At 72.8% G+C, this 21,113-nt stretch carries 24 protein-coding genes and 1 pseudogene; 8 read left to right on the top strand and 17 right to left on the bottom strand.

Features of this window, described 5'->3' with window-relative positions; genetic code table 11:
- Positions 1 to 79: 79 nt before the first annotated feature.
- Both ACQEWB_RS45530 and ACQEWB_RS45525 read left to right on the top strand, forming a co-directional pair.
- Entirely contained in the window at positions 80 to 1,108 is a 1,029-nt protein-coding gene (locus tag ACQEWB_RS45530; protein ID WP_432842080.1) for an enoyl-CoA hydratase/isomerase family protein, read from the top strand.
- Positions 1,098 to 2,486 (top strand): amidohydrolase family protein, encoded by a 1,389-nt coding sequence (locus tag ACQEWB_RS45525; RefSeq protein WP_432842078.1) that lies wholly within the window; start codon positions 1,098 to 1,100, stop codon positions 2,484 to 2,486. The genes ACQEWB_RS45530 and ACQEWB_RS45525 overlap by 11 nt, the downstream gene beginning before the upstream one ends.
- On the opposite strand, the gene ACQEWB_RS45520 is transcribed toward ACQEWB_RS45525, so the two are convergent.
- The 7 genes from ACQEWB_RS45520 to mftA are packed head-to-tail and all read right to left on the bottom strand — an operon-like array spanning position 2,449 to position 8,721.
- Positions 2,449 to 3,792, bottom strand: a complete 1,344-nt coding sequence (locus ACQEWB_RS45520; protein WP_432842076.1) for a CoA transferase — start codon at positions 3,790 to 3,792, stop codon at positions 2,449 to 2,451. The genes ACQEWB_RS45525 and ACQEWB_RS45520 overlap by 38 nt on opposite strands.
- The gene (gene mftF, locus ACQEWB_RS45515) at positions 3,789 to 5,195 is read right to left on the bottom strand and encodes a mycofactocin biosynthesis glycosyltransferase MftF (protein ID WP_432842074.1); all 1,407 of its coding nucleotides are present in this window, start codon (positions 5,193 to 5,195) and stop codon (positions 3,789 to 3,791) included. The genes ACQEWB_RS45520 and mftF overlap by 4 nt, the downstream gene beginning before the upstream one ends.
- Positions 5,192 to 5,875: a mycofactocin biosynthesis peptidyl-dipeptidase MftE gene (gene mftE, locus ACQEWB_RS45510; protein WP_432842072.1), complete on the bottom strand. Its 684-nt coding sequence runs from the start codon at positions 5,873 to 5,875 to the stop codon at positions 5,192 to 5,194. The genes mftF and mftE overlap by 4 nt, the downstream gene beginning before the upstream one ends.
- Entirely contained in the window at positions 5,872 to 7,050 is a 1,179-nt protein-coding gene (gene mftD, locus ACQEWB_RS45505; RefSeq protein ID WP_432842070.1) for a pre-mycofactocin synthase MftD, read from the bottom strand. Before mftD ends, mftE begins: the two co-directional genes overlap by 4 nt.
- A gap of 19 nt (positions 7,051 to 7,069) precedes the next feature.
- On the bottom strand, positions 7,070 to 8,293 hold the full coding sequence (mftC, locus tag ACQEWB_RS45500) for a mycofactocin radical SAM maturase (protein ID WP_432842068.1): 1,224 nt from the start codon (positions 8,291 to 8,293) through the stop codon (positions 7,070 to 7,072).
- Complete coding sequence (gene mftB / locus ACQEWB_RS45495; protein WP_432842066.1) at positions 8,290 to 8,586, bottom strand: mycofactocin biosynthesis chaperone MftB; 297 nt, start codon at positions 8,584 to 8,586, stop codon at positions 8,290 to 8,292. The genes mftC and mftB overlap by 4 nt, the downstream gene beginning before the upstream one ends.
- 12 nt (positions 8,587 to 8,598) lie before the next feature.
- Positions 8,599 to 8,721, bottom strand: a complete 123-nt coding sequence (mftA, locus tag ACQEWB_RS45490) for a mycofactocin precursor MftA (protein ID WP_432842064.1) — start codon at positions 8,719 to 8,721, stop codon at positions 8,599 to 8,601.
- An 82-nt stretch (positions 8,722 to 8,803) separates the two neighbouring features.
- On the opposite strand from mftA, the gene mftR reads away from it, so the two are divergent.
- Entirely contained in the window at positions 8,804 to 9,433 is a 630-nt protein-coding gene (gene mftR / locus ACQEWB_RS45485) for a mycofactocin system transcriptional regulator (RefSeq protein ID WP_432842062.1), read from the top strand.
- Positions 9,434 to 9,488: 55 nt separating this feature from the next.
- Here the strand turns inward: mftR and ACQEWB_RS45480 are convergent, their stop codons facing one another.
- On the bottom strand, positions 9,489 to 10,184 hold the full coding sequence (locus ACQEWB_RS45480; protein ID WP_432842060.1) for a type 1 glutamine amidotransferase domain-containing protein: 696 nt from the start codon (positions 10,182 to 10,184) through the stop codon (positions 9,489 to 9,491).
- Positions 10,185 to 10,270: 86 nt separating this feature from the next.
- Here ACQEWB_RS45480 and ACQEWB_RS45475 point away from each other — a divergent pair, with 86 nt between their 5' ends.
- Complete coding sequence (locus ACQEWB_RS45475) at positions 10,271 to 11,224, top strand: LysR family transcriptional regulator (RefSeq protein ID WP_432842058.1); 954 nt, start codon at positions 10,271 to 10,273, stop codon at positions 11,222 to 11,224.
- 79 nt (positions 11,225 to 11,303) lie between these two features.
- Here ACQEWB_RS45475 and ACQEWB_RS45470 read toward each other — a convergent pair whose 3' ends face one another.
- Positions 11,304 to 12,167: a fructosamine kinase family protein gene (locus ACQEWB_RS45470; RefSeq protein ID WP_432842056.1), complete on the bottom strand. Its 864-nt coding sequence runs from the start codon at positions 12,165 to 12,167 to the stop codon at positions 11,304 to 11,306.
- Between the two features lie 283 nt (positions 12,168 to 12,450).
- Here ACQEWB_RS45470 and ACQEWB_RS45465 point away from each other — a divergent pair, with 283 nt between their 5' ends.
- Positions 12,451 to 12,624 carry a hypothetical protein gene (locus ACQEWB_RS45465; RefSeq protein WP_432842054.1) on the top strand — a complete coding sequence of 58 codons (174 nt, stop codon included), beginning with the start codon at positions 12,451 to 12,453 and terminating at the stop codon, positions 12,622 to 12,624.
- A gap of 30 nt (positions 12,625 to 12,654) precedes the next feature.
- On the opposite strand, the gene ACQEWB_RS45460 is transcribed toward ACQEWB_RS45465, so the two are convergent.
- Positions 12,655 to 13,947 (bottom strand): multidrug effflux MFS transporter, encoded by a 1,293-nt coding sequence (locus ACQEWB_RS45460; RefSeq protein WP_432842052.1) that lies wholly within the window; start codon positions 13,945 to 13,947, stop codon positions 12,655 to 12,657.
- A gap of 91 nt (positions 13,948 to 14,038) precedes the next feature.
- On the opposite strand from ACQEWB_RS45460, the gene ACQEWB_RS45455 reads away from it, so the two are divergent.
- Positions 14,039 to 14,533: a MarR family winged helix-turn-helix transcriptional regulator gene (locus ACQEWB_RS45455; RefSeq protein ID WP_432842050.1), complete on the top strand. Its 495-nt coding sequence runs from the start codon at positions 14,039 to 14,041 to the stop codon at positions 14,531 to 14,533.
- Positions 14,534 to 14,591: 58 nt separating this feature from the next.
- Here the strand turns inward: ACQEWB_RS45455 and ACQEWB_RS45450 are convergent, their stop codons facing one another.
- The gene (locus ACQEWB_RS45450; protein WP_432842048.1) at positions 14,592 to 14,717 is read right to left on the bottom strand and encodes a hypothetical protein; all 126 of its coding nucleotides are present in this window, start codon (positions 14,715 to 14,717) and stop codon (positions 14,592 to 14,594) included.
- A gap of 281 nt (positions 14,718 to 14,998) precedes the next feature.
- Between ACQEWB_RS45450 and ACQEWB_RS45445 the strand changes: the two genes are divergently transcribed.
- Entirely contained in the window at positions 14,999 to 15,475 is a 477-nt protein-coding gene (locus tag ACQEWB_RS45445; RefSeq protein ID WP_432842046.1) for a hypothetical protein, read from the top strand.
- Between the two features lie 151 nt (positions 15,476 to 15,626).
- Positions 15,627 to 16,067, top strand: coding sequence for an ATP-binding protein (locus ACQEWB_RS45440; RefSeq protein ID WP_432842044.1), 441 nt, complete (start codon positions 15,627 to 15,629; stop codon positions 16,065 to 16,067).
- 22 nt (positions 16,068 to 16,089) lie between these two features.
- Here the strand turns inward: ACQEWB_RS45440 and ACQEWB_RS45435 are convergent, their stop codons facing one another.
- The 6 genes and pseudogenes from ACQEWB_RS45435 to ACQEWB_RS45410 all read right to left on the bottom strand — a co-directional run bounded on the left by ACQEWB_RS45435 (position 16,090) and on the right by ACQEWB_RS45410 (position 21,007).
- Entirely contained in the window at positions 16,090 to 16,791 is a 702-nt protein-coding gene (locus ACQEWB_RS45435; protein ID WP_432842042.1) for an SDR family oxidoreductase, read from the bottom strand.
- Between the two features lie 90 nt (positions 16,792 to 16,881).
- A complete protein-coding gene (locus ACQEWB_RS45430; RefSeq protein ID WP_432842040.1) occupies positions 16,882 to 17,460 on the bottom strand; it encodes a PadR family transcriptional regulator in 579 nt (192 codons plus the stop codon).
- 40 nt (positions 17,461 to 17,500) lie between these two features.
- Positions 17,501 to 18,295, bottom strand: coding sequence for an SGNH/GDSL hydrolase family protein (locus ACQEWB_RS45425; protein WP_432842038.1), 795 nt, complete (start codon positions 18,293 to 18,295; stop codon positions 17,501 to 17,503).
- Positions 18,296 to 18,340: 45 nt separating this feature from the next.
- Positions 18,341 to 19,336, bottom strand: a complete 996-nt coding sequence (locus ACQEWB_RS45420; RefSeq protein ID WP_432842036.1) for an MBL fold metallo-hydrolase — start codon at positions 19,334 to 19,336, stop codon at positions 18,341 to 18,343.
- Positions 19,330 to 20,063 (bottom strand): annotated as a pseudogene (locus ACQEWB_RS45415) (enoyl-CoA hydratase/isomerase family protein). Before ACQEWB_RS45415 ends, ACQEWB_RS45420 begins: the two are co-directional and overlap by 7 nt.
- Positions 20,064 to 20,104: 41 nt before the next feature.
- Positions 20,105 to 21,007, bottom strand: coding sequence for an NAD(P)-dependent oxidoreductase (locus ACQEWB_RS45410; protein WP_432842034.1), 903 nt, complete (start codon positions 21,005 to 21,007; stop codon positions 20,105 to 20,107).
- Between the last annotated feature and the right edge of the window lie 106 nt (positions 21,008 to 21,113).

The raw sequence follows: 21,113 nt of genomic DNA, 5'->3' as shown, positions 1-21,113 counted from the left end.
GATACGGTACTTGCGGAAAATGAGAATGCCAATACCGGTAGGGAGAATACCGCTGAGAGGAATCGATTACCCTTGATGGATGAACGGAACGGGCGTCGACGAAGGGCTGCGGCTCTCCCCTGACGGGCGTCCGCACGCCCCGGTGCGCTGCCTGGTACTCGACGACTGGCAGGGCCCCGACCCGGCCACCGCCGCCGAGCAGGTACGCGACTCCCTGTCCCTCACGATCGGGCTGGCGACACAGCAGCCGCCCGAGCGGCTGCGCCCCCTGCTGGACGCGCTCACGCTGACGCTGGCGGGTCCTCAAGTGGCGCCGGACGACCGGGCGTTGGTGCCGGCGGAAGACCCGGAGAAGGCGTACGCGACCCTGACCCAGGCCGTCGAGCGAAACCCGCAGGCAAGCCTCGCCCTGGGCCAGCTCCTGCGCCAGACCCCGTCCCTCGGCACTCTCCAGGGACTGGCGGCCGAGGCGTCGGCGTACTCGATGCTCCTGGGCGGAACCGAGTTCGCGGCCTGGCTGGACGGCCGGACGACGATGCCCGCCACCGCCGGGGGACCCTTCGTCCGCCTCGAACGGAACGGCGGTCGGCTGTCGATCCTCCTCGACCGCCCCGACCGCCGGAACGCGTTCAGCTTCCGGATGCGCGAGGAGTTGTACGAGGCCCTTGAACTGGCCGCTCTCGACGCGACGATCGACGAGGTCGAACTCACCGGTGCCGGGCCGGTGTTCAGCAGTGGGGGCGACCTCGCCGAGTTCGGCAGCGCGCGGGATCTCGTGGCCGCGTACCTGGTTCGCCTGGACCGGGCGCCGTGGCGCTTGATCGACCGGCTCCGGGAACGGGTGACGGTCCGGGTGCGGGGCGCGGCGGTCGGCGCGGGCATCGAGATGGCCGCGTTCGCCGGCCGGGTGGTCGCCGCCCCCGACACCTTCTTCCTGCTGCCCGAGGTGGCCATGGGGCTGGTGCCGGGCGCGGGCGGCACGGTGAGCGTGCCGCGGCGGATCGGCCGGTGGCGGACGGCGTGGATGGTGCTGAGCGGGGCGCGGCTCGATGCGGGTACGGCCCTCCGATGGGGGCTCATCGACGAGATAGACGACCATGAACGGTGACGGCCACCTGCTCCTGCGCGGCGTCGAGCGCTACCCGGCGGAGGGGCTGATCGACGTCCGGATCCGAGCGGGGTTGGTGACGGAGATCGGGCCTCGACTCCCGTCACTGGCCGACGAGTTCCTCGTACGAGGTGGTGGTGGCGCGCTGCTGCCGGGGCTGGCCGATCATCATCTGCACCTCGCGGCGATGGCGGCGGCCGAGACCTCGGTCGATCTGGCGGGTGTCGCACGGGAGGGTCTGGCGCCGGTGTTCTCGGAGGCTCGGGCGGCCGAGGACGGGTGGGTGCGTGCGGTCGGGTACGACGACGTGGTCCACGGTGAGCTGGACCGGGATGTGCTGGACGGGTTCGGCGGCGGGGTGCCGGTGCGGGTGCAGCATCGGTCCGGGGCGCTGTGGGTGGTGAACTCCGCGGGGCTGGCGCGGCTCGGGGACCACGAGGGCGTCGAGCGGGATGCCGGTGGCCGGCCGACGGGACGGTTGTGGCGGGCGGATGCGTGGCTGCGCTCGGCGATCGGGGGGCGGCCGCCGTCGCTGCGGGCGGTGGGGGCGCGGCTGGCCGCCTGGGGGGTCACGCATGTCGCGGACGCGACGCCGGACGCCGGCGCGGGCGAGGTGGTCGCCGATGCGGTACGGCGGGACGAGCTGCCCCAGCACGTCATGGTGATGGCCGCGGATGCCGCCGCCTCCACCCACCCTCGCCTGACCGTCGGCCCGGTGAAGCTGGTCGTCGCCGATCACGCCCTCCCCGACCTCGACGACCTCACCGAGCGGATCCGCCACGCGCACGCCGACGGCCGTGCCGTGGCCGTGCACTGCGTGACCCGCACGGCCCTGGCGCTGACGCTGGCCGCGCTGGAGACGGCGGGCGTGGTCGAGGGCGACCGCGTGGAACACTGTGCCGTCGCCGATCCGGCCGCGGCGAAGGAACTGGCGGCACGGGGCGTCCGGGTCGTCACCCAGCCGACGCTCGTCATCCGGCGCGGCGACGACTACTGGGCCCGCGTCGAGCCCGAGGACCGACGGGATCTGTGGCGGTACGGCGGGCTCCTGCGGGCGGGCATCCGGGTGGCGCCGAGCAGCGACGCACCATACGGGGATCCGGATCCGTGGGCCTGTCTGCGGGCGGCGACGGAGCGGACGACGCCGTCGGGGCGGGTGCTGGGTCCCGAGGAGCGGGTGCCCGCGGAGACGGTTCTGCGCGGACTGCTCTGCCCCCTGCACGACCCCGGCGGTCCGGCGCGCCGGATCGTGGAGGGCGCGTCGGCGGACCTGGTCCTGCTGGACCGGCCACTGGGCGAGGTGTTGCGGGCGCCTGATGCCGGTCAGGTGCGGGGGACGTTCATCGGGGGGCGGGTCGTGTACGGGGATCTTGGTTGACGGGCGTTTCCGCCAGCACACGGGCTGTGTCGGCGCCCATCGTGGGTGCTCGACCCGTGGGGGCCGGTACGCGCGGCGGGCGTATCGGCACAGTCCGCCCGAGCGCGGCACATTCCACCGCCCCCTCGCTCACCGGATGCGGCCCGTGCTCCACCGCCCCCGCCCCCGCAAACGCCCCCGCCACATCCCGCATCGCCACGTCGATCAACATCCCGCCCCCCACCGCCACCGCCCCCATCACCCCGAGCGCGGCGACAACTCCCGTCAGCGGATCGCCCACCGCGTCGGCGCAGAACACCGGCTCCCCGTCGGACCAGCCCACCAGCCCGCCCGCGACGGCCGCGTCATCGCCGAAGGCGACCCGGTCGGGATGGCGGCGCCCGTACCCCGTGATGCTCACCCACACCTTGCCCGCACGGTGCCGAAGCTCCTCCGGCGCCGACCCCAACTGGGCCAGCGCGCGCGGCCGGGAGGCCTCGATCACCACGTCCGCGGCACGCACCAACTCGGCGAGAGCGGCCCGCCCCTCGGCCGTGGTGAAGTCGACGGCGACGCTCTCGTGTCCGGCATGGAGCCAGTCGTAGAAGCTGCGGCTCCCGGACCGTGCGCCGTCGGGGCGCCGGGTGCTCTCCACCTTCACGATCCGGGCGCCGGCCCGGCCCAGCAGCTGGGCGCACAGGGGTCCGGCCCAGAGCGAGGAGAGGTCCACGACGAGGGCGCCGTCGAGTCGCAGGGCGGGCTCGGGCGGGGCGATGCGGGTGACCCGCCAGGGGGCGTCGACGGCAGGGGGTTCGGGTGGGAGGGCGGCGACCGGCAGCCCGAACTGCCGTACGTGCGCGGCGAATTCACGTGCCCGTGTGCCGCTGACGGCTGTGGTGAGCGCCTGCCAGGGGTCGGTGACCTCGGCGCGGCCCAGGATGGCGGGGACGAGTTCGAGGTCCTCGGGGCGGCTCAGGGTCAGGGCGCACCAGCCGTCGGAGGCGTGCAGCAGCCTGGTCGCGCCGCCCGCCGATGTACGGCCCTGACGGGTGAGATTCCTTGCGCCCGCTCGGCCGGTGAGCAGGAGCGCCGGGTCGGTGTGGACGGGACGGCCGGTCCGGCCGCTCAGCCAGGTGAGGGCGGCTCCCGTCTCCCGCAGCAAGGGCCACATCGAGCCGGGCGAGAGCACGGGCGGCCCGTTCCCGTGACCGGTGAGGGCCATGGCACCGGACTCGGCCCAGTCGAGGAGAGGGCACCCGGCATCAGGGACCGGGACCGTCGGACGAGTCACCTCGCCCAGCACCCGCAGCCACCGGCGGACGCTCACCGTTCCCGCCGCCCGCGGATCTCCGGCAGCAGACAGCGAGCCGACCGCCCCCGAACCGCCCCGGCCCACAGCCCGGCCCCATAGGCGAGGTCATCCACGCGCCGCGCCAGGACGAAGCGCACCGGGTCCAACTCCGGTGCGCAGCGCCGGTGTTCGAGGAGACCGTCCACGACCGCCGCCAACACGGTCGCGCGCCGCACCCGACGGGACACCACGCACCCGGCAGCAGCCAAGGGCCACCAGTGCCGCAGCAGCAGTGCCGCCGTCTGCTCCGCGGTGGCCGCGATGCCCAGCCCCGTGAGGGAGGCCGCGAGCCGCCGTGGATCATCGGTGCCCGCGGTGATGTCACGGGCGTAGCCACGGGTCACCGTCGCCGCCACCGCACCGGCGACCGGTACGGACCAGGCACGTTGCGCGAGCAGGGCGCCCGCGACGGTGGCGGCCCAGGGCGTGAGCGTGGCCGGAGCGATCGCGGCACCGTGGCGCTGCGCCAGCGCGTGGGCCCCGCTGCCGTAATAGGCCTTGCGCGCAACCCACTTGGTGAAGCGGGTCCGGTGGTCGTGCCGGACGGTGACCGCGGGGTCGTAGCGGATACGTCGCCCCTCGGCGGTCAGTCGCCAGACCAGGTCGACGTCCTCGCCGACCCGCAGGCGTTCGTCGAATCCCTTGCCGAGCGCGTCGACCCGGGCGACCAGGCAGGCGCTGGGGATCCACGAAACCCGTGAGCGGGGGTGGACGAGGGCGGGCTGCGGGCCGAGGTCGAGGGAGGAGCGGGCGGCTTCGTAGCGCGACAGCCAGCCGGGGGCCTGGGTGTCGAGGCCCAGCACGCGGGGAGCGACGACGGCCAGTTGAGGGTCGTTGAAGTGGCGGAGGAGGGTGCGCAGGGATTCTGGCGTGAGGACGACGTCCGAGTCGGCGAAGGCGACATAGGGCGTACGGACCTGGCGCAGGCCTGCGTTGCGGGCCGCCGCCGGGCCGCGGTTCTCGTCGAGGGCGATGAGCCGGGCGCCGTGGCGGGCGGCGACGCGGGCCACGGCGAGCGGGGCGCGTGAGCCGTCGTCGACGACGATGACCGGTGTCAGGCCGCCGACACCGGTGAGCAGCCGGTCCAACTCCAGGGCCCGGTCACGGACCGGGACGACAACGGTCGTCAATTCAACATCCACGGGCGGGAGTTCGGCCGCGACAGGGTGGGCCATGCCGAGCGCGACGAGTCGGTCCGCGAGGCGGGCGGCCGGGCGGGAGTCGAGTCGGATGCGGCGGTTCTTCAGCAAGGGCCCGGCGGCTGCCGCGAGGCGGACGAGTCGGGGCGGGGAGCCGCCGACGAGGACGCGTCCGCCGTCGTACTGCCTTACCTGGGGCCCGAGTTCGACGACGGAGCCGTAGGCGTCGCGCCCGGTCACCGTCGCACCCCCTCGGTCTGGAGGCGGGCGGCCACGTCGGTGACCAGCGCGTCGAAGAGGCGCGCCCCTTCCTCGGCCGTCGCGGTCGTCGGGTCGCCGAGGACTCCGGAGGCGGACGCGGCGGCGACGCCTCCGGCGAGGAGGGTGGGCATCAACTCCCGTATCGGCGCCGTGTTTCCGCGCCAGGCTCGGTCCATGTGGACCAGTTCCGGGGCGAGATGGAGCATCAGGGAGGTCTCGGTGTGTCCGGCGTGCGCGTCGCCGTCCGGGGGAAAGCACGGCACGTTCGCGACGTCCCGCCCCTCGCCCGCCAGCAGACGGATCGCACCGGCCAGACAACTGGCGTTCCCGCCATGCCCGTTGAGGAACACGACCCGCCCGGACCAGAGGGTGAGCGAGCGCACGAGTTCCACGAGCACGAACCGGAGCGCCTCGTTGCCGATGGAGATCGTGCCCGGGAAGCCCTGGTGCTCGCCGCTGGCCGCGTACCCGACGGGCGGCGCCAGGACCACCTCTCCCGGCAGCCGCTTCGCCACCGCGTGCGCGACGGCGTCCGCGATCCGCGTGTCCGTGTCCAACGGCAGGTGCGGCCCGTGCTGTTCGAAGGACCCGAGCGGCACCAGGACGAGGGGCCGGTCCGGTACGTCGGTCCAGGCGAGCCTCGCCAGCTCGGCCGTCACGTCCGCTCCGGGACGCTGCGGGTGAAGCCCTGCGGGACGAGCACGTCATCCGGGGTGAGGTCGTGGACGGAGCCGCGGCCGAGGCCGCGCAGGGCCGAGTCGATGCCGCCGGCCAGGACGTCGAGGACGTTCTCGACACCCGCCTGGCCCCCGGCCGCGAGCCCCCACAGATAGGCGCGGCCGATGAGGACCGCCCGGGCGCCCAGCGCCAGGGCCTTGACGACGTCACTGCCCCGTCGGACACCGCCGTCGAGCAGTACCTCGATCTGCTCACCGACCGCGTCCGCCACCGCGGGCAGCAGACGGATGGGCGCGGGCGTGGTGTCGAGGTTGTTGCCGCCGTGGTTGGAGACCGAGAGCGCGGTGGCGCCGATGTCGACGGCCCGGCGGGCGTCGTCGACCCGCGAGATGCCCTTGACGAGGAAGGGACCCTGCCATTCGTCGCGCATCCAGCGCACGTCGTCCCAACTGGCCGGCGGGGTTCCCATCCACTGCCCGTACGCGCCGAAGAAGCCGGGGGCGACCCCGTTCTCGTCGGACAGGTTGGGGGTGGTCAGGTCGGGGAGGCTGCCGGAGCGGACGTAGTCGAGGAGCCAGCCGGGCCGGGACAGGCCCTGTGGGGCGAGCTTGGCCATCGCCTTGAGGTCGAGGCGCTCCGGGATCCAGGGGCTGCCCCAGTCACGCCCGTGCGAGAAGGACCAGTCGAGGGTGACGATCAGGCCGACCGCCCCGGCGGCACGGGCGCGCTCCATCGAGCGGAGCATCGAGTCCTTGGAGCCCATCCAGTACATCTGGAAGAAGGTCTTCGGATTCGCCGCCACGACCTCCTCGACCGGCTTGCTCGCGAAGGAGCTGAGCCCCATCGCCGTGCCTCGCGCGGCGGCGGCCCGCGCGACCGCCGACTCGCCCTCGGGATGCACGGCTTGGACACCGGTCGGGGAGATCACCACGGGCAGCGCGATCTCCTGGCCCATCACCGTCGTCGCCGTGACCCGCTCGGCGGCGAGGTCGGCCACATGCGGCGCGAAGCCCAACTCCTGGAACGCGGCGGTGTTGTCCCGGTAGGACACGCCCGCCTCGGACCCGGCGAGCAGGGCGCTGTAGACGGACTTGGGGAGCCGTCGCTTGGCCCGCTGCTGGGCGTGTGCGACGGTCTCGAACCAGCGGTGGCCCATGGGTGCCTCTCACAAGGGGTTACGGGAGTTCGGCGGGCCGGAATCCGGCCAGCGGGTGTTCCTCGCACGCGGAGACGGGCGGGGTGCGGGACTCTTCCGGGCGCCCGCCGATCGAGACGAACACGGGCTTACGGCCGCGGTGCGAGTGGTCCTGGCCCTGGGCGGGGACGGTGCGTGCCGGATCCGCCAACGCCGTTTCGCCGTAACCCTGTACGCACTCCGGGTCGGGGCCGTCGAGGGGCAGCCCGGTGAAGAACTTCGCCGCCATGCAGCCGCCGCGGCAGGAGTCGTACGCCGAACAGCTGGTGCACGCGCCGCCGGTCTGCGGGCGGCGCAGGTCGGTGAAGAGTTCGGACTCCCGCCACACCCGGGTGAAGCCGCCGTCGTCGCGGACGTTGCCGGCCTTGAAGGTGTCGTGGATGGCGAACGGGCAGGCGTAGACGTCCCCGACCGGGTCGATCAGGCACACCACCCGTCCGGCGCCGCACAGGTTCAGGCCGGGCAGCGCGCCGCCGAAGGCGGCGAGGTGGAAGAAGGAGTCGCCGGTGAGGACGTTCTCGCCGTGCGCCAACAGCCAGTCGTAGAGCTGCCGTTGCTGTGCCGCGGTCGGGTGGAGTTCGTCCCAGACGTCGGCGCCGCGGCCGGACGGGCGCAGCCGGGTGAGGCGGAGCTGGGCGTCGTAGCGGTCCGCGAGGGCCTTGAACTCGTCGAGCTGGCCGATGTTGTGGCGGGTGGCGACGACCGAGATCTTGAAGCCGCGGAAGCCGGCCACCCGGAGGTTGGTCATGGCGCGCAGGGCGGTGTCGTACGAACCCTTGCCGCGCACCGCGTCGTTGACCTCGGCCGTGGCACCGTCCAGGGACAGCTGTACGTCGACGTAGTCGGAGGCTGCGAGTCGGCGGGCCGCCTCGGGGGTGATGCGGATGCCGTTGGTGGAGAACTTCACGCCGACGCGGCGGGCGGTGGCGTAGTCGACGAGTTCCCAGAAGTCGGGGCGGACGGTGGGTTCGCCGCCGCCGATGTTGACGTAGAAGACCTGCATCCGTTCGAGCTCGTCGATGACGGCCTTGCACTCTTCGGTGCTCAGCTCGTGCGGGTCGCGGCGGCCGGAGCTGGAGAGGCAGTGGACGCAGGACAGGTTGCAGGCGTAGGTCAGTTCCCAGGTCAGGCAGATCGGTGCGTCGAGGCCGTACTGGAAGTGGTCCACCAGCCGGGCCGGGCGCGGGGGTGCGGAGGATGTCATGAGGCCTCTGTCGGCGAAGGGGGCGTGCGCTGCACGATCATGTGGGACGTCGCCAGCGTCGCCAACGCGGCCCGGTAGCGGGCCAGTTCGTGGTCGTGGATGCCCGCGGTGCGGCAGGCGTCCGCGGCGCTGGGTTCGTCGGTCAGGAGCCGGACCGCGGCCAGCAGCCGGAGGTCCTTGAGGAACGACAGGCGGCGGGTGCCGAAGTGGTAGAGCAGGGCCCCGAAGGGTTCCGGGCGGACCGCGACCTGCGGGTGCAGGGTCCACGGTCCGGCCATGTCGAAGGTCGGCATCGGACGGCCGGCTCAGTACACGCCGCACATGCCGTCGATGGAGACCTCCTCGACGAGCAGGTCCTCCTCCACCAGTTCCTGCTCGGTGGGTTCCTGCTCGGCCGTACGCTCTTCGGTCTGCACGTCAACAGTCATGAGAAGCTCCCTCTCACCGCGAGATATGCAAGTTCTGTACCAGGGGGACCATAATGGCACCCGGTGCCGAAAGGAAGAGTGCGTGCTGAAGTCCTCGGACCCACCCTCCACCGAGCCGCCCTCCCGCGTCGGCCGACGGCCGTCCACGTCCCGCTCCGAGCTGGAGCGGCACGCCCTGCGGCTGTTCGCCGAGCGCGGGTTCGACGAGGTGACCGTGGAGGACATCGCGGCCGCCGCCGGGATCGGCCGCCGCACCTTCTTCCGCTACTACAGGTCGAAGAACGACGCCGTGTGGGGCGACTTCACGGGCGAACTGCGGCGGATGCGGGAGGTACTCGACGGCCACCCGCCGGAGACACCGATGATGGACGCGCTGCGCGAGGCGATCGTCGACTTCAACCGGCTGGACGCCGCCCAGATCCCCTGGCACCGGCTGCGCATGCGGCTGATCCTCGAAGTGCCCACGCTCCAGGCGCACTCGACCCTCATGTACGCCGAATGGCGTGCCGTCGTCGCCGAGTTCGCGGCCCGACGGCTGGGCCAGGCCGCGGACGCCCTGCTGCCGCAGGTGATCGGCCACGCCTGCCTGGGAGCCGCCGTGGCCGCCTACGAGCAGTGGCTGCGCCAGGACGGCTCCGACCTGGCCGGTTTCCTGGACGAGGCGCTGCGGGTGCTTGCGCCCGGGTTCGGGGAGCCGCCACCCGAGGGCTGATCATCCGCCTGCGAGCCTGGCGACTCCCCTTGCAGGAGCGACAATTGACGGTGGATCAGGCGATCTTCTTCAGCAGTTCCGCGGCGAGCGGCGCCGAGGAGGCCGGGTTCTGGCCGGTGACGAGGTTGTCGTCGACGACGACCTTGGGAGCGAACGGCTCGCCCACCTGGACCCGCACGCCGGCCTCGGTCAGCCGGTCCTGGAGCAGCCACTTGGCCTTGTCCGCGAGACCGGCCAGGGTCTCCTCGACGTTGGTGAAGGCGGCGACCCGCCGGCCGGCGAAGCTGTTGGTGCCGTCGGCCCGGGTGGCGGCGAGCAGCGCGGCCGGGGCGTGGCAGACGACCCCGAGCGGCTTGCCGGAGTCGAGGGCGAGGGTGAGCAGCTCCCCGGAGTCGGTGTCGACGGCCAGGTCCTCCATGGGGCCGTGGCCGCCGGGGTAGAAGACGGCGGCGTAGTCGTCCAGGTGCACGTCCTCCAGCCGGATCGGGTGCTGGAGTTCGGTCGCGGCGGCGAGCACCCCCGCGATCCGGTCGGCGTTCTCCTGCCCGCCGTTGGCCTCGGCGGCGAGGCTGCCCTTGTCGACGGTCGGGACGACGCCGCCCGGGGTGGCGACGACGATCTCGTGACCGGCGGCCTTGAACGCCTCGTAGGGGGAGACGGCCTCCTCGGCCCAGAAGCCGGTGGGGTGCTTGGTGCCGTCGGCCAGGGTCCAGTAATCGGCGCCGGTCATCACGAACAGGATCTTCGACATGAGTCTCTCTCGCAGGCGGATCGTCGGGAAGTGACGCCCTCGACGGTATCCCCGCCCACTCATAGGAATCCAATAGGCTCCTCCATATGAGGAATAGGGAAACCAATGCCCGGGAGGTGGGCGCCCAGGTCGGCGGTGCCGCCGCGCTGGACCTGAACCTGCTGCGGACCTTCCTCGCCGTGTACCGCACCGGCTCGTTCACGGCCGCGGCCCGGCTGCTGGGGCTGTCGCAGCCCACGGTCACCACTCAGGTCCGCGCGCTGGAGCGGCAGCTGGGCCGGGAGCTGTTCGAGCGGCAGGCCCGCGGTGTCTCCCCCGCGCCCCACGCCGACGAGCTCGCCGCCCGGATCGTGCAGCCCCTCGACTCCCTCGCCCTGCTCACGGGCGGAACCACCGACGACCGTCCGCCGGAGCCGGTGCACCTGGCCGGCCCCAACGAGCTGCTGACCCGCCAGGTCCTGCCCGCTCTGGCACCCCTCGTGGATCGCGGCGTACGGCTGCGCATCACGCCCGGCCTGACCGAGCCGCTCCTGGAGGACCTGCGTGCGGGCCACCACGACCTCGTCATCGCGACCTTCCGCCCGCGAGGCCGCGCCCTGACCGCCGTACCCCTCTCGGACGAGGAGTTCGTGCTGGTCGCGTCCCCCACCTGGGCCGAGCGCATCGGCGGCCCGGCGCGCATCACGGCCGACGGTCCCGCAGCCCTGCACGGCGTCCCGCTGGTCGCCTACGCCGAGGACCTGCCGATCGTCCGCCGCTACTGGCGGCACGTCTTCGGCAGGCGCCTGGTCCGGCAGGCGGCGGTCACGATGCCCGACCTGAACGCGGTCAAGGCGGCGGTCCTCGGCGGTACGGGCTTCACGGTGCTCCCCCGCTACCTGTGCGCGGACGAGCTGGCCTCGCGCGCGCTGGTCCTGCTGCACGAACCGGACGACCCGCCGATCAACACAGGGTTCCTGGTCCAACGCCCCGGCGCCTCCGCCAACCCGCACGTGGCGCTCGTACGAGACCATCTGCTCGAAGCCGCGCGCGACTGGTAGGCATGGGCGTCGGAAGTCCTCTCGTCGGGGCTTCCTTCTCAAAACCCTTTCTGAAATGGCCCGTTCGCGTTCCTCGCCCTCAAGCCACGAGCGCCGCCCGGGCCGCCGCGAGCGCCTGCTCCGCGTAACCGCGTCCGAACAGCACGGCGTGCACCAGCAGCGGGAAGAGCTGGTGCAGTCCGGTCCGCTTCCGCCGACCGTCGGCGAGCGGCGCCACCTGCCGGTAGCCGTCGAGGACGGCCCCCAGGTGCGGGCAGCCGAAGAGGTCGAGCATCGCGAGATCGGTCTCCCGATGCCCGCCGTGCGCGGCCGGGTCGATCAGCCAGGCGTGTCCGTCGGCACCCCACAGGACGTTGCCGTTCCACAGGTCCCCGTGCAGCCGGGCCGGCGGCTCGGCGGGCCCGGCCAGCTCGGGCAGCCGTTCGCAGACCCGCTCGACGACGGCCGCCTCGGCGGGGCGGACCGTGCCCCGGTCCACGGCGGCGCGCAGATACGGCAGCACGCGGTGCTCGGCGTACCAGTGGGGCCAGTCGGTGCCGGGCTGGTTGCGCATCGGGGCCAGCCCGATGTACGCGTCCACGGGACCACCGGGCGGCGGCGCCCCGAACCCGTCCGCACCGGCGGCATGCAGCGCGGCCAGCTCACGCCCGAACTCCTCGGCGGCCCGCGCCGTCGCCCGCCCCTGCGGAACCAGGTCGGTGACGAGCCAACGCCCGTCGTTTCCCAGCACGTTGGGCACCCGGACCGAACCGGCGCCCGCCAACCATCGCAGTCCCGCCGCCTCGGCCTGTACGGCGCCGGGCTCGTCCGCCCGCTTCGCCACCACCAACCGCCCGCCGTCCAGGCCGACTTCACACACCGCACCGGACAGTCGCCGCTCGCTCCGCACCGTACGCCCGGTGATCCGCGCGACCGCCGCGCCGGGCCCCTCGATGGCGCTCATCCGACGCTCCCCCGCCGAGGCACGGCGGGCGCCGAGGACGACCGGGACGGGCTGCTGATACGACGGAGGCACACGGGCACCAGCGTACGGCCGCGCTGTCCGCGTACACCGGTCGCGCGGAGTGTCCGCATGGCCTCCTCCTCGCGGTCACCGCTCCGTCCGGCCCGCCCCGTATGCCCTTCCGGGGCGGGGGTACCCGTACCGGCGAAGACCTCTTTCGAGGAGATGGCTCGGCTGCCGCTCATCGGACTGCGTGTCGGTGCTCGATCACCCCGTCGCGACCATGAACACCCTCGCCGTCTTCAGCTCGGGGCTCGCGCTGGCACTGATCTTCTGCCTGGCCCTCGCCATGGCCGTGAGCGGCGCGACGCATCGTCGTCATCGCAGGCCACGGGCGTACGACAGCGCCGAGACCACGCGCGTCGACAAGATGTCGGGCCGGGACGCGCACGCCTGACCCGCGCTGCTCATGCCATCAAATCCGGCGTCAGGCCGCGTGACCGTGCCCCGGTTCACCTTCCCCGCGCCAAGGCCGGCCCAGCGCGACCAGGGCAACTCCCGCCCCCGCCACGGCGATCAGCATGATCAGGGCCATCGGCAGGGAGCTGTCCTCCCCGAACAAGCCGACCAGCGGCGAGGCCAGGGCGCCGAAGAGGAACTGGAGGCCGCCGAGGAGGGCGGAGGCGGCGCCGGGGGTGGCGCGGCCCAGCGTCTGGCCGATGCTCATCGCCGCCGGGAAGACCAGGCCGATCGCACCGACCGTCACGAAGAGCGTGGCCCAGGTGCCGGCGAGCGTCTCGCCGACGGTGACCACGAGCAGCACCTGGCCCAGTGCACCGAGACCCGCGAGGCAGATCCCGGCGCCGAGCAGCGTGTTCAGCCGCACGCCCCGCCCCACCAGCCGGGAGAAGGAGGCACCGGCGACGAGCATGCCGACGGCGTTGCCGGCGAAGACGAGGGAGTACGTCGTCGACGACACGCCGTGCAGGTTCTCGAAGACGAAGCTGGAGCCGCTGATGTAGGCGAACAGCGCCGCCGAGGCGAGGGCGAGCGCGAGGACGTACCCCATGAAGGCGCGGCGGGCGAGGAGTCCGCCCATGGCCCGGAAGGTGCCGGCGACACCGCCGCCGTGGCGCCGCTCGGGCGGCAGGGACTCCGGCACCGCCCGCACCACGGCCAGCAGGAGCAGAACGCCCAGCACGGTCAGTACGGCGAACACCGCGCGCCAGGTCGACACGGTCAGGATCGCCCCGCCGAGCACCGGTGCGGCGATCGGCGCGACACCCATCACCTGGGACAACACCGCGAAGTAGCGCGGTAGTTCGGCGCCCTGGAAGCGGTCGGTGAGCACGGCGCGGGCCAGCACCATGCCCGCCGCGCCGGCGACGCCCTGGAGGAAGCGCGCGGCGGTCAGCAGGCCGAGGCTCGGGGCGAACGCGCAGACCAGCGAGAAGACGGCGAACCCGGTGACCCCGCCGATCAGCAGCTTCCGCCGCCCGAGCCCGTCACTGATCGGCCCGATCAGCAACTGCCCCACCACCAGTCCCGCCAGGAACGCGGTCATCGTCAGCTGCACTGCCGAACTGCTCGCCCCGAGCGCGTCCCCCATGGCGGGAAAGCCCGGCACGTACATGTCGGTGGCGAGCGGGGCCACGGCCGTGAGGGAACCGAGGACGGCCAGCAGCGCCATGGCGGAACCGCGGGGAGCGGCGGGGACGGCGTCCGCGCCGGTGAGTTGCGAGGCGGTGGAGCGGGAGGGAGAGGGGGACGGGGATATCATGGAACAGAACGATAACCGATAGTTCACTGGTTAACAAAGAGTCCTCGGCCCCGATACGAGCCGTCCGCCGAACCACGAGAAGGCGAGCCGCATGACCTCCACCCCCGGCGACATCCGCGCGCAGTGGGCCGAGCACAACCCCGACCTGGACACCTCCCCCATGGAGCTGGTCGGCCTGCTCAAGCACGCCACCGGTCTGCTCAGCGCCACCGTCGAACCCCTCTACGCGGGCGCCCCGCTCACCGCCCCGGAGGTGGACATGCTCATCCCGCTGCGCCACGCCACGGACCCGTTCATCGCCCGCACCCTCGCCCGGCGGATGGGCCTGTCCCGGGCGGGCGTCAGCAAGACCCTCGCCAAACTGGAGCGCCGCGGCTACATCGCCCGCACCCCCAATCCCGCCGACCGCCGCGCCGCCCTGGTCACCATCACACCGGCGGGCGCGGCCGCCGTCGACGACCTCTTCCCGCGCCAACTCGCCGCCGAGGTAGACCTGTTGTCCGGTCTGGGCGACGACCGGGAGTGGGTGCTCGAGGCGCTGGGCCGGCTGGTGAAGGCGATGGAGGGCCGGGCGAGCCGCGAGTGACCCGCCGCCCCGCCTCTTCCCGCACGGTCGCCGGGCTGCCTGGCGTTCCGGCCATGGATCACCAACAGCAGCCGTCCGTACGGCACTTCGACCACTGCCCGTGGCTGTTCGCCGACGCGGCGACGGACGAGCAGCGGCGCGCCCAGCGGGAGCGGCAGCGGGAGATCGGCGGGGACAGCAGCATCGGCGAACGTTGCTACGTCGCCGAGTCGGCGGCGGTGTTCCCGGACCGGCTGCGGCTGGGCGACGACTCGTACATCGCCGCGAACGCCTATGTCACCGGAGAGTTGACGACCGGCGCCCACTGCACGCTGAATCCCTTCACCACCGTGCGGGGCGATGTCGTACTGGGCGACGGCGTGCGGATCGGCGCGCACACCTCACTGCTCGGTTTCAACCACGGACGGTGGCGCGCCGGAGGCGCTGTTCGGCTGGTTGTCGAGCCGGGCCGATCCATGGACGGGGATGTGGGGAGGTCCGTCGGCGGAGGACGGGCGGTTGCAGGTGGTCAACGGCTACTACCAGCTGACGCGGGGCTCGTTCGCCCAGTTCGGACTGCCGGTGCCGTATCCGGAGCGGGTCGTGGACGCGGTGCTGGACCACGGGACGGGCGCCGGGGGTGACGGCTACCGTGCGGCGGAGATACGGAGCTGGGCCGAGCGGCAGGTGGCCCTGGCGCTGCCCCGCTGGCGGGAGGGCCGGGGGTTCGGCTTCGGGCCCGGCACCGCGGGACCCGGGCCGGAACCGGGGCTCCAGGGCACCGAGATGTGGCTGGCGATCATCTGGTACCTGGCCGACCTCCTGGGCCGCTCCGACGAACTCGCCTACCGCCCGCGCGGCGTCCACCGTCCCGAGCCCGCCCGTACGGGTCTGAGCCCGGAGCCCGCCGGTACGGGTCTGAGCCCGGAGCCCGCCCACACGTGCCCGCACACCGGCTCCTAACGCGGCGGCGCCGCCAAGGCGGGGAGGGCTCCCCTCCCCATCCGAGCATGGCCTGATTTCGACCCTCCCCATGTGCGGAGTGACATCTATCTGTCACAGTGCGCTCTTAGCAGTGGGGGAAGGTCTTCGGCAGCGTATGGGGAGGACGCTTGTGCTGAGACGTGAGGCGTTCCGGGTGCCCCGGCATCCGGCTTCGGTGGGGTTCGCACGGCACCGGGTACGACAGCATCTGGCCACCTGGGGGCACGGCAAGGACGACGCGATCACGCAGGACGTCGTATTGCTCGCCTCAGAGCTGGCGGCGAACGTGGTCCGGCACGGGCCCATCCTGGAGCGGGAGTTCGAGATCTCGGTGACGGCGCGGGCGGACGGCTCCTGCTTCATCGCGGTCTCCGACGAGAGCCACGAGCAGCCCGTTCTACAGACCGCGCAGAGCACGGACGACGAGCGGAGCCGCGGCCTGCACCTGGTCGACCAGCTGGCCCAGACGTGGGGTGTACGGCACCGCGGGCGCAACGGCAAGACGGTGTGGGCCCTGGTCTCCACCCCCGCCCACGGCCCGGGACCGGCCCGCCGTCACCGGGATCAGTGACGGCGATCGGCCGACCCGGTCACTACCGCGCGAGTTCGGGGTAGAGCGCCGGGAGGTCGGCGGCCAGTCCGGCCTTCACCTGGCGTGAGATGTCGTCGGCCAGCACCTCGGGCGCGCCGGACTCAATGCCGTCCAGCGCCAGCCCGGCGACGGTACGGGCATCGGTCTTGGGCGCGTCGATCCGCGCGGTCAGGTCGGTGTCGACGTACCCGACATGCAGTCCCGTGACGTCGATGCCGCGCGGGAGCAGCTCCAGGCGCAGGGAGTTGGTCTGCTGCCAGAGGGCGGCCTTGGAGGCGCTGTAGGAACCGGCGTTGCCCAGCCAGGACAGCACGGAGTGGACGTTCAGGATGTGTCCGCCGCCGTTGCCCTCGATGACCGGCACGAAGGCGCGGGTGACGAGCAGGGGCCCGTAGAAGTTGATGTCGAACTCCCGGCGCACGTCGTCGACCGGGGTGTCGAGGAAGGTCCCGCCGACCGAGGCCCCGGCGTTGTTGATCAGCACGGTGACGTCCTGCGCCTGCGCCGCGGCGGCCGCCACCGACTCCGGGTCGGTGACCTCCAGCGCCAGCGGTACGGCGTCGGGGTGCGTCACGGTCCGCGGGTCGCGGGCGGTGGCGTACACCTTGGCGGCGCCGCGCGCGTACAACTCCTCCACCAGCGCCTTTCCGATGCCCCGGCTGCCGCCGGTGACGAGGACTACGGCGCCCTTGATCGCGGTCATGATGAGCTCCCATCGCAGTAAACCGATCGGTTTCAAGCACTGTAAACCGATCGGTTTCCCGAACTCAAGGGGAGCCGGATTAGCCGCCCGTCACACCTCGGACTTCGCGAGCGCCGCGGCGCGCTGGTCGAGCCGCTTCAGGGCGGTCTCGCCCCAGCGGAGGTTCCCCCGCTCCAGGGCCAGGCCGCCCAGCAGCGTCAGGTACGGGCCGATGCGCTCGGCGTTCGTGAAGTACTCGTCCTCGGTTCGCCCGTCGAGCAGCCGCTCCTGGAGGCGTTCGTAGCGGGCGAGCTTGGCGGCGGACCGCTCGACGCGCTCGGCGATCGCCGCCCGTACGGGCTCGATGTCGCCGACGTCGACGCACTGCACCTTGACCATCAGCTCGTCGCGGATCGCGAGGGGCTTGGCCGGCGTGTCGAGGACGTAGTCGCGCAGGACCTCAAGACCGGCCTCGGTCAGCGAGAACAGCCGTTTGTTGGGCCGGCGTTCCTGCTGGACCACGCGGGCGGAGACGAGCCCCTCGCTCTCCATGCGCTCCAGTTCGCGGTAGAGCTGCTGGGGTGTGGCCATCCAGAAGTTGGCGACCGAGGCCTCGAACCCCTTGGCGAGGTCGTAGCCGGACGCCTCGCCCTCCAGAAGCGCGGCCATCACCGCGTTGCGCAATGCCATTCGCCCAAATTAACACCGTGTTGATTAGTCAATACGGTGACTACGTGCCGTCGGTGAGCACGGTCACCGGCAGCAGGGCGGGCCGCTTGGCCTCCCGCCCATCGCCGGAGGAGCGCCCGCGCACCCGGCGTACCAGCCAGGGCCCCAGGAAGGCGCCGGCCCAGCGCAGTTCGGCCGCGACGGCGCTCAGGCCCGTGCGGGCGGCCGGGTCGGGCGGGAGGGGCCGGGTCCAGCTGTCGTCGCTGCCCGGGAGGGCGAGGGCGTGGGCGACCGCGGCGGCGATACGGGCATGACCGTGCGGGCCGGCGTGCAGTCGGTCGGCGCTCCACAGCCGGGGGTCGGTCACCGCGGGGTGGGGCGCGGAGTCGGCCACCATGACGTCGTGCCGCGCGGCCGCCTCGCGGATGCGGTGGTTGAGGGCGAGGACGCGGGGCGCGAGCGGCCGGGCCAGCGGGGCGATCCGGGCGAGGTCGGGGAAGGTGACCGTCGCGACGCGGGCGCCCTGCGCGGTGAGCGCGGCGAACATCGCCTCCAGGTGGCCGGCCACCTCGTCCGCGTCGAAGCGGGGCCGCAGCACGTCATTGAGGCCGGCGACGACCGTGGCGAGGTCGGGCCGCAGCTCGAGGGCGGGCGCGAGCTGCTCGGCCCGCACCTGTCCGGCGAGCCGGCCGCGTATCGCGAGGTTGGCGTACAGCAGATCGGGGCTGTCCCGGGCGATCTGCTCGGCGAGCCGGTCCGCCCAACCTCGCAGCCCCAGCACCTCGTCGCCGTCGCCGAGCCCTTCGGTCTGGCTGTCGCCCAGGGCGACGTACCGCAGATATCCGCTGCCTGCCACGAGCCCCCACACCCTTCAGAACCACCACACAAGCCAACTAAGCACCTATTCGTTTCGTTGACTATAGAGGTTCGGCCATGCGCGAGGGAACGGCACTCGCAGGGCCTCCGCGTCGACCTGCGTGTGCTCGGCGGCGGCGTGCAGGCGGCCGTCGCGGAGGACGATCGTGCCGCTGCGGAGCATGGTGTCGATCAGTTCGGCGGCGAGTGTCTCGGGGGTCAGATGGAGGAGCCGGGCCGCGTCCGTGAGCCAGGCCCGGGCGTGCAGATAGGGCTCGGCCTCGGTGGCGGGGATGCCGTCGCGGATCATCAGGGCGAAAGCGAAGACGCGGCGGGCGCCGTACCGGACGGCGCCGTCCGGGTCCTCGACGAGGCGCCGGGCGCGGCGCAGTGCGGTGGCGAAGGCGGCGCTCGGGTCGGCGGGGAGCGGGCCGTGGGCGGGCAGCAGGGTCTTCGGGGCGAGGGCGGCCAGGCGGTGCAGGGAGGCGAGTGCGGTGGTGGCGGCTTCGGGGCCGTCGAGGGCGAGGTCGACCCAGCCGACGTCGTAGTCGGACAGGGCGTCGCCGACCGCGAGCAGTCGTTCCTCCGGCTGCCAGAGGGCCAGGTGGCCGGGGGTGTGTCCGGGCGTGGCCACGACCTGCCAGTCGGCGTCGCCGAGGCGCAACAGCTGTCCGTCGTGGAGGGGTTGGTCGACGGTGTAGGGGGCGACCGGCTGGTCGAGGTACTCCGCCTGGCAGCAGCCGGGATCGCGGCGCGCGACGGCGGCGGCCTCCGGTGCGCCGGCCGCGACGGCCGAACCGGCCGCCTGGAGCAGTGAGTTGCCTCCGACGTGGTCGGAGTGCCAGTGGGTGTTGACGACCAGGGCGATGTGCCCGGCGCGGGCGTGGGCCCAGGCTGCCGTCTCCTCGGCGTGGCCGACGAAGCCGCTGTCGACGAGGGCCAGCCGACTCCCGTGCAGCAGAAGGAGGTTGGCGTCCGGGAAGGGCCTGGGCCGCCAGGTCACCCAGGCCGGCAGCCGCTCGCCGTCGGCCCCGCTCACCACGGCGCCGGGCTGCCCTTGAGCTCCTGCCAGTAGCGTCGGTGCGCGTGCCGGGCGTCCTCGCTCGTCATCCCGGCCGGCAACTCCTTGTCCAGCGGATCGGACAGCTCGGCGATGTCCCGCAGCGCGGCCGCCTGTCCGGCCCGTTTGGTGAACGCGTACTGCTCGATGCAGTCCGCCGGTGTCGCCCCGGCCACCGCCACCGCCCGCGCCACCAGCTCCTCGGCCGGCACCAGCTCGTGGACCATGCCGAGGGCGTGCGCCTCGGCGGGGCCGAAGATCTCGCCGCGCAGACAGGTCCGCGCCGCCACCGGCTCGCCCCACGCGTAGGCGAGCATCCGTACGTACACCGCGGGCATCGGGATGCCGATCGGCACCTCGTTGAGCCCGTACCGCGCCCCGTCGGCCACCGACACCCGGTGGTCGCACACGGCTGCCGTGATCAACCCCCGGCGAAGGCATGCCCGTTGACCGCCGCGACCGTCGGACGCGGATACGTGAACAGCCGCATGTTCGTGGCCCGGTACTCCTGGAACCAGGAAGCCACGGCCGCCGTGTCGCCGGCGAACAACGGGAAGTGCTCCCCCAGGTCGAGGCCGGCGGAGAACCGCGTGCCGGTGCCGGTGAGCACCACCGGACACTCCGCGTGCTCGCGCTCCAGTCGGTCGAAGGCCTCGTGCAGATCGGCGAAGAAGGCGCGGTTCTGCGCGTTGACCGGATTGGTCGTCATCGTCACCACGGCGACGCGGCCGTACCGTTCGATCGTCCAGCTCATACTCGGTCCTCCGTCGCAACCCCGGTCCGGGTTCCGGTGCGCATCTCCAGTGCGTGCAGTACGGCCACCATGTCCTCGTGGCCGTACCCGTGGGCCACGGTCTCGCCGAAGAGGGCGTGGCAGATGTCGAGCAACGGGGAGGCCAGACCGGCCCGGCGGGCGGCCTCCGCGATCAGCCGGTTGTTCTTCAGTACGTCCGCCGCTCCGGCCTGCACGGTGAAGTCCCGGTCCAGCAGCTTCGGCGCCTTCATGCGCGAGACGGCGCTGGCCATCGGACCGGCGTCCAGGACGTCCAGGAAGAGGCGGCGGTCGAGCCCGTGCCGGTCGGCGAAGTGGAAGGCCTCGGTCAGTCCGGTCACCTGGGTGATCAGGAACAGGTTCACCGACAGCTTCATCAGCAGCGCGTCCGGCACGGGACCGCAGGCGAACGCCTCGCGGCACATGGGCGCGAGCAGCGGCCGTACCGTCTCCACGGCCTCGTCGTCGCCCGCCAGCATCGCCACCAACTGCCCCTGTTCCGCCGGGACTCGGGACCCTGACACCGGCGCCTCGACATATCCTCCGCCCGCGGACCGGACGGCGTCCTGAAGACCGTCCGAGTACTCCGGCGAGGTCGTCCCCATGTGGACGACGACGCGGCCCGCGACCCGCGCGGCGAGGTCCGGTGTGCCGCGCCCCAGGACCGCGTCGATCGCTTGCTCGTCGGCCAGCATCAGGAACACCACGTCGGCCCGCTCGAAGACCTCGGCGGCACTGGCCGCGACCTCGGCCCCGGCGGCACGCAGAGGTGCGCAGCGCTCCGCGGTGCGGTTCCACACGACGAGGGGGGTGCCCGCGCGGGCGAGATTGATGGCCATGGGCTGACCCATGACGCCCAGGCCGATGAAACCGACGTACACGACGCACCACCGTTTCCGGCCCGCGGGGAGGACGGACCGTCGCCACTCACGACTATGACCACGGTCATACTAGCTGCCACTATGACGGTGGTCATAAGGTGGGTTC

The sequence above is a fragment of the Streptomyces sp. CA-249302 genome (assembly GCF_050936785.1).
Classification (GTDB): domain Bacteria; phylum Actinomycetota; class Actinomycetes; order Streptomycetales; family Streptomycetaceae; genus Streptomyces.
The sequence above is the reverse complement of the archived record's forward strand: the minus strand, read 5'-3'. Positions and strand labels throughout refer to the sequence as shown.

Coding starts and splice junctions, on each gene's coding strand:
- mftB (WP_432842066.1), bottom strand. CDS start 8,586: ATGCCGACCTTCGACATGGCCGGACCGTGGACCCTGCACCCGCAGGTC.
- ACQEWB_RS45435 (WP_432842042.1), bottom strand. CDS start 16,791: ATGACCGCGATCAAGGGCGCCGTAGTCCTCGTCACCGGCGGCAGCCGG.
- ACQEWB_RS45460 (WP_432842052.1), bottom strand. CDS start 13,947: ATGATATCCCCGTCCCCCTCTCCCTCCCGCTCCACCGCCTCGCAACTC.
- mftD (WP_432842070.1), bottom strand. CDS start 7,050: ATGGGCCACCGCTGGTTCGAGACCGTCGCACACGCCCAGCAGCGGGCC.
- ACQEWB_RS45430 (WP_432842040.1), bottom strand. CDS start 17,460: ATGGCATTGCGCAACGCGGTGATGGCCGCGCTTCTGGAGGGCGAGGCG.
- ACQEWB_RS45480 (WP_432842060.1), bottom strand. CDS start 10,184: ATGTCGAAGATCCTGTTCGTGATGACCGGCGCCGATTACTGGACCCTG.
- ACQEWB_RS45445 (WP_432842046.1), top strand. CDS start 14,999: ATGTGGGGAGGTCCGTCGGCGGAGGACGGGCGGTTGCAGGTGGTCAAC.
- ACQEWB_RS45470 (WP_432842056.1), bottom strand. CDS start 12,167: ATGAGCGCCATCGAGGGGCCCGGCGCGGCGGTCGCGCGGATCACCGGG.
- ACQEWB_RS45530 (WP_432842080.1), top strand. CDS start 80: ATGAACGGAACGGGCGTCGACGAAGGGCTGCGGCTCTCCCCTGACGGG.
- ACQEWB_RS45455 (WP_432842050.1), top strand. CDS start 14,039: ATGACCTCCACCCCCGGCGACATCCGCGCGCAGTGGGCCGAGCACAAC.
- mftA (WP_432842064.1), bottom strand. CDS start 8,721: ATGACTGTTGACGTGCAGACCGAAGAGCGTACGGCCGAGCAGGAACCC.
- ACQEWB_RS45525 (WP_432842078.1), top strand. CDS start 1,098: ATGAACGGTGACGGCCACCTGCTCCTGCGCGGCGTCGAGCGCTACCCG.
- mftC (WP_432842068.1), bottom strand. CDS start 8,293: ATGACATCCTCCGCACCCCCGCGCCCGGCCCGGCTGGTGGACCACTTC.
- ACQEWB_RS45475 (WP_432842058.1), top strand. CDS start 10,271: ATGAGGAATAGGGAAACCAATGCCCGGGAGGTGGGCGCCCAGGTCGGC.
- ACQEWB_RS45465 (WP_432842054.1), top strand. CDS start 12,451: ATGAACACCCTCGCCGTCTTCAGCTCGGGGCTCGCGCTGGCACTGATC.
- ACQEWB_RS45450 (WP_432842048.1), bottom strand. CDS start 14,717: ATGCTGCTGTCCCCGCCGATCTCCCGCTGCCGCTCCCGCTGGGCGCGC.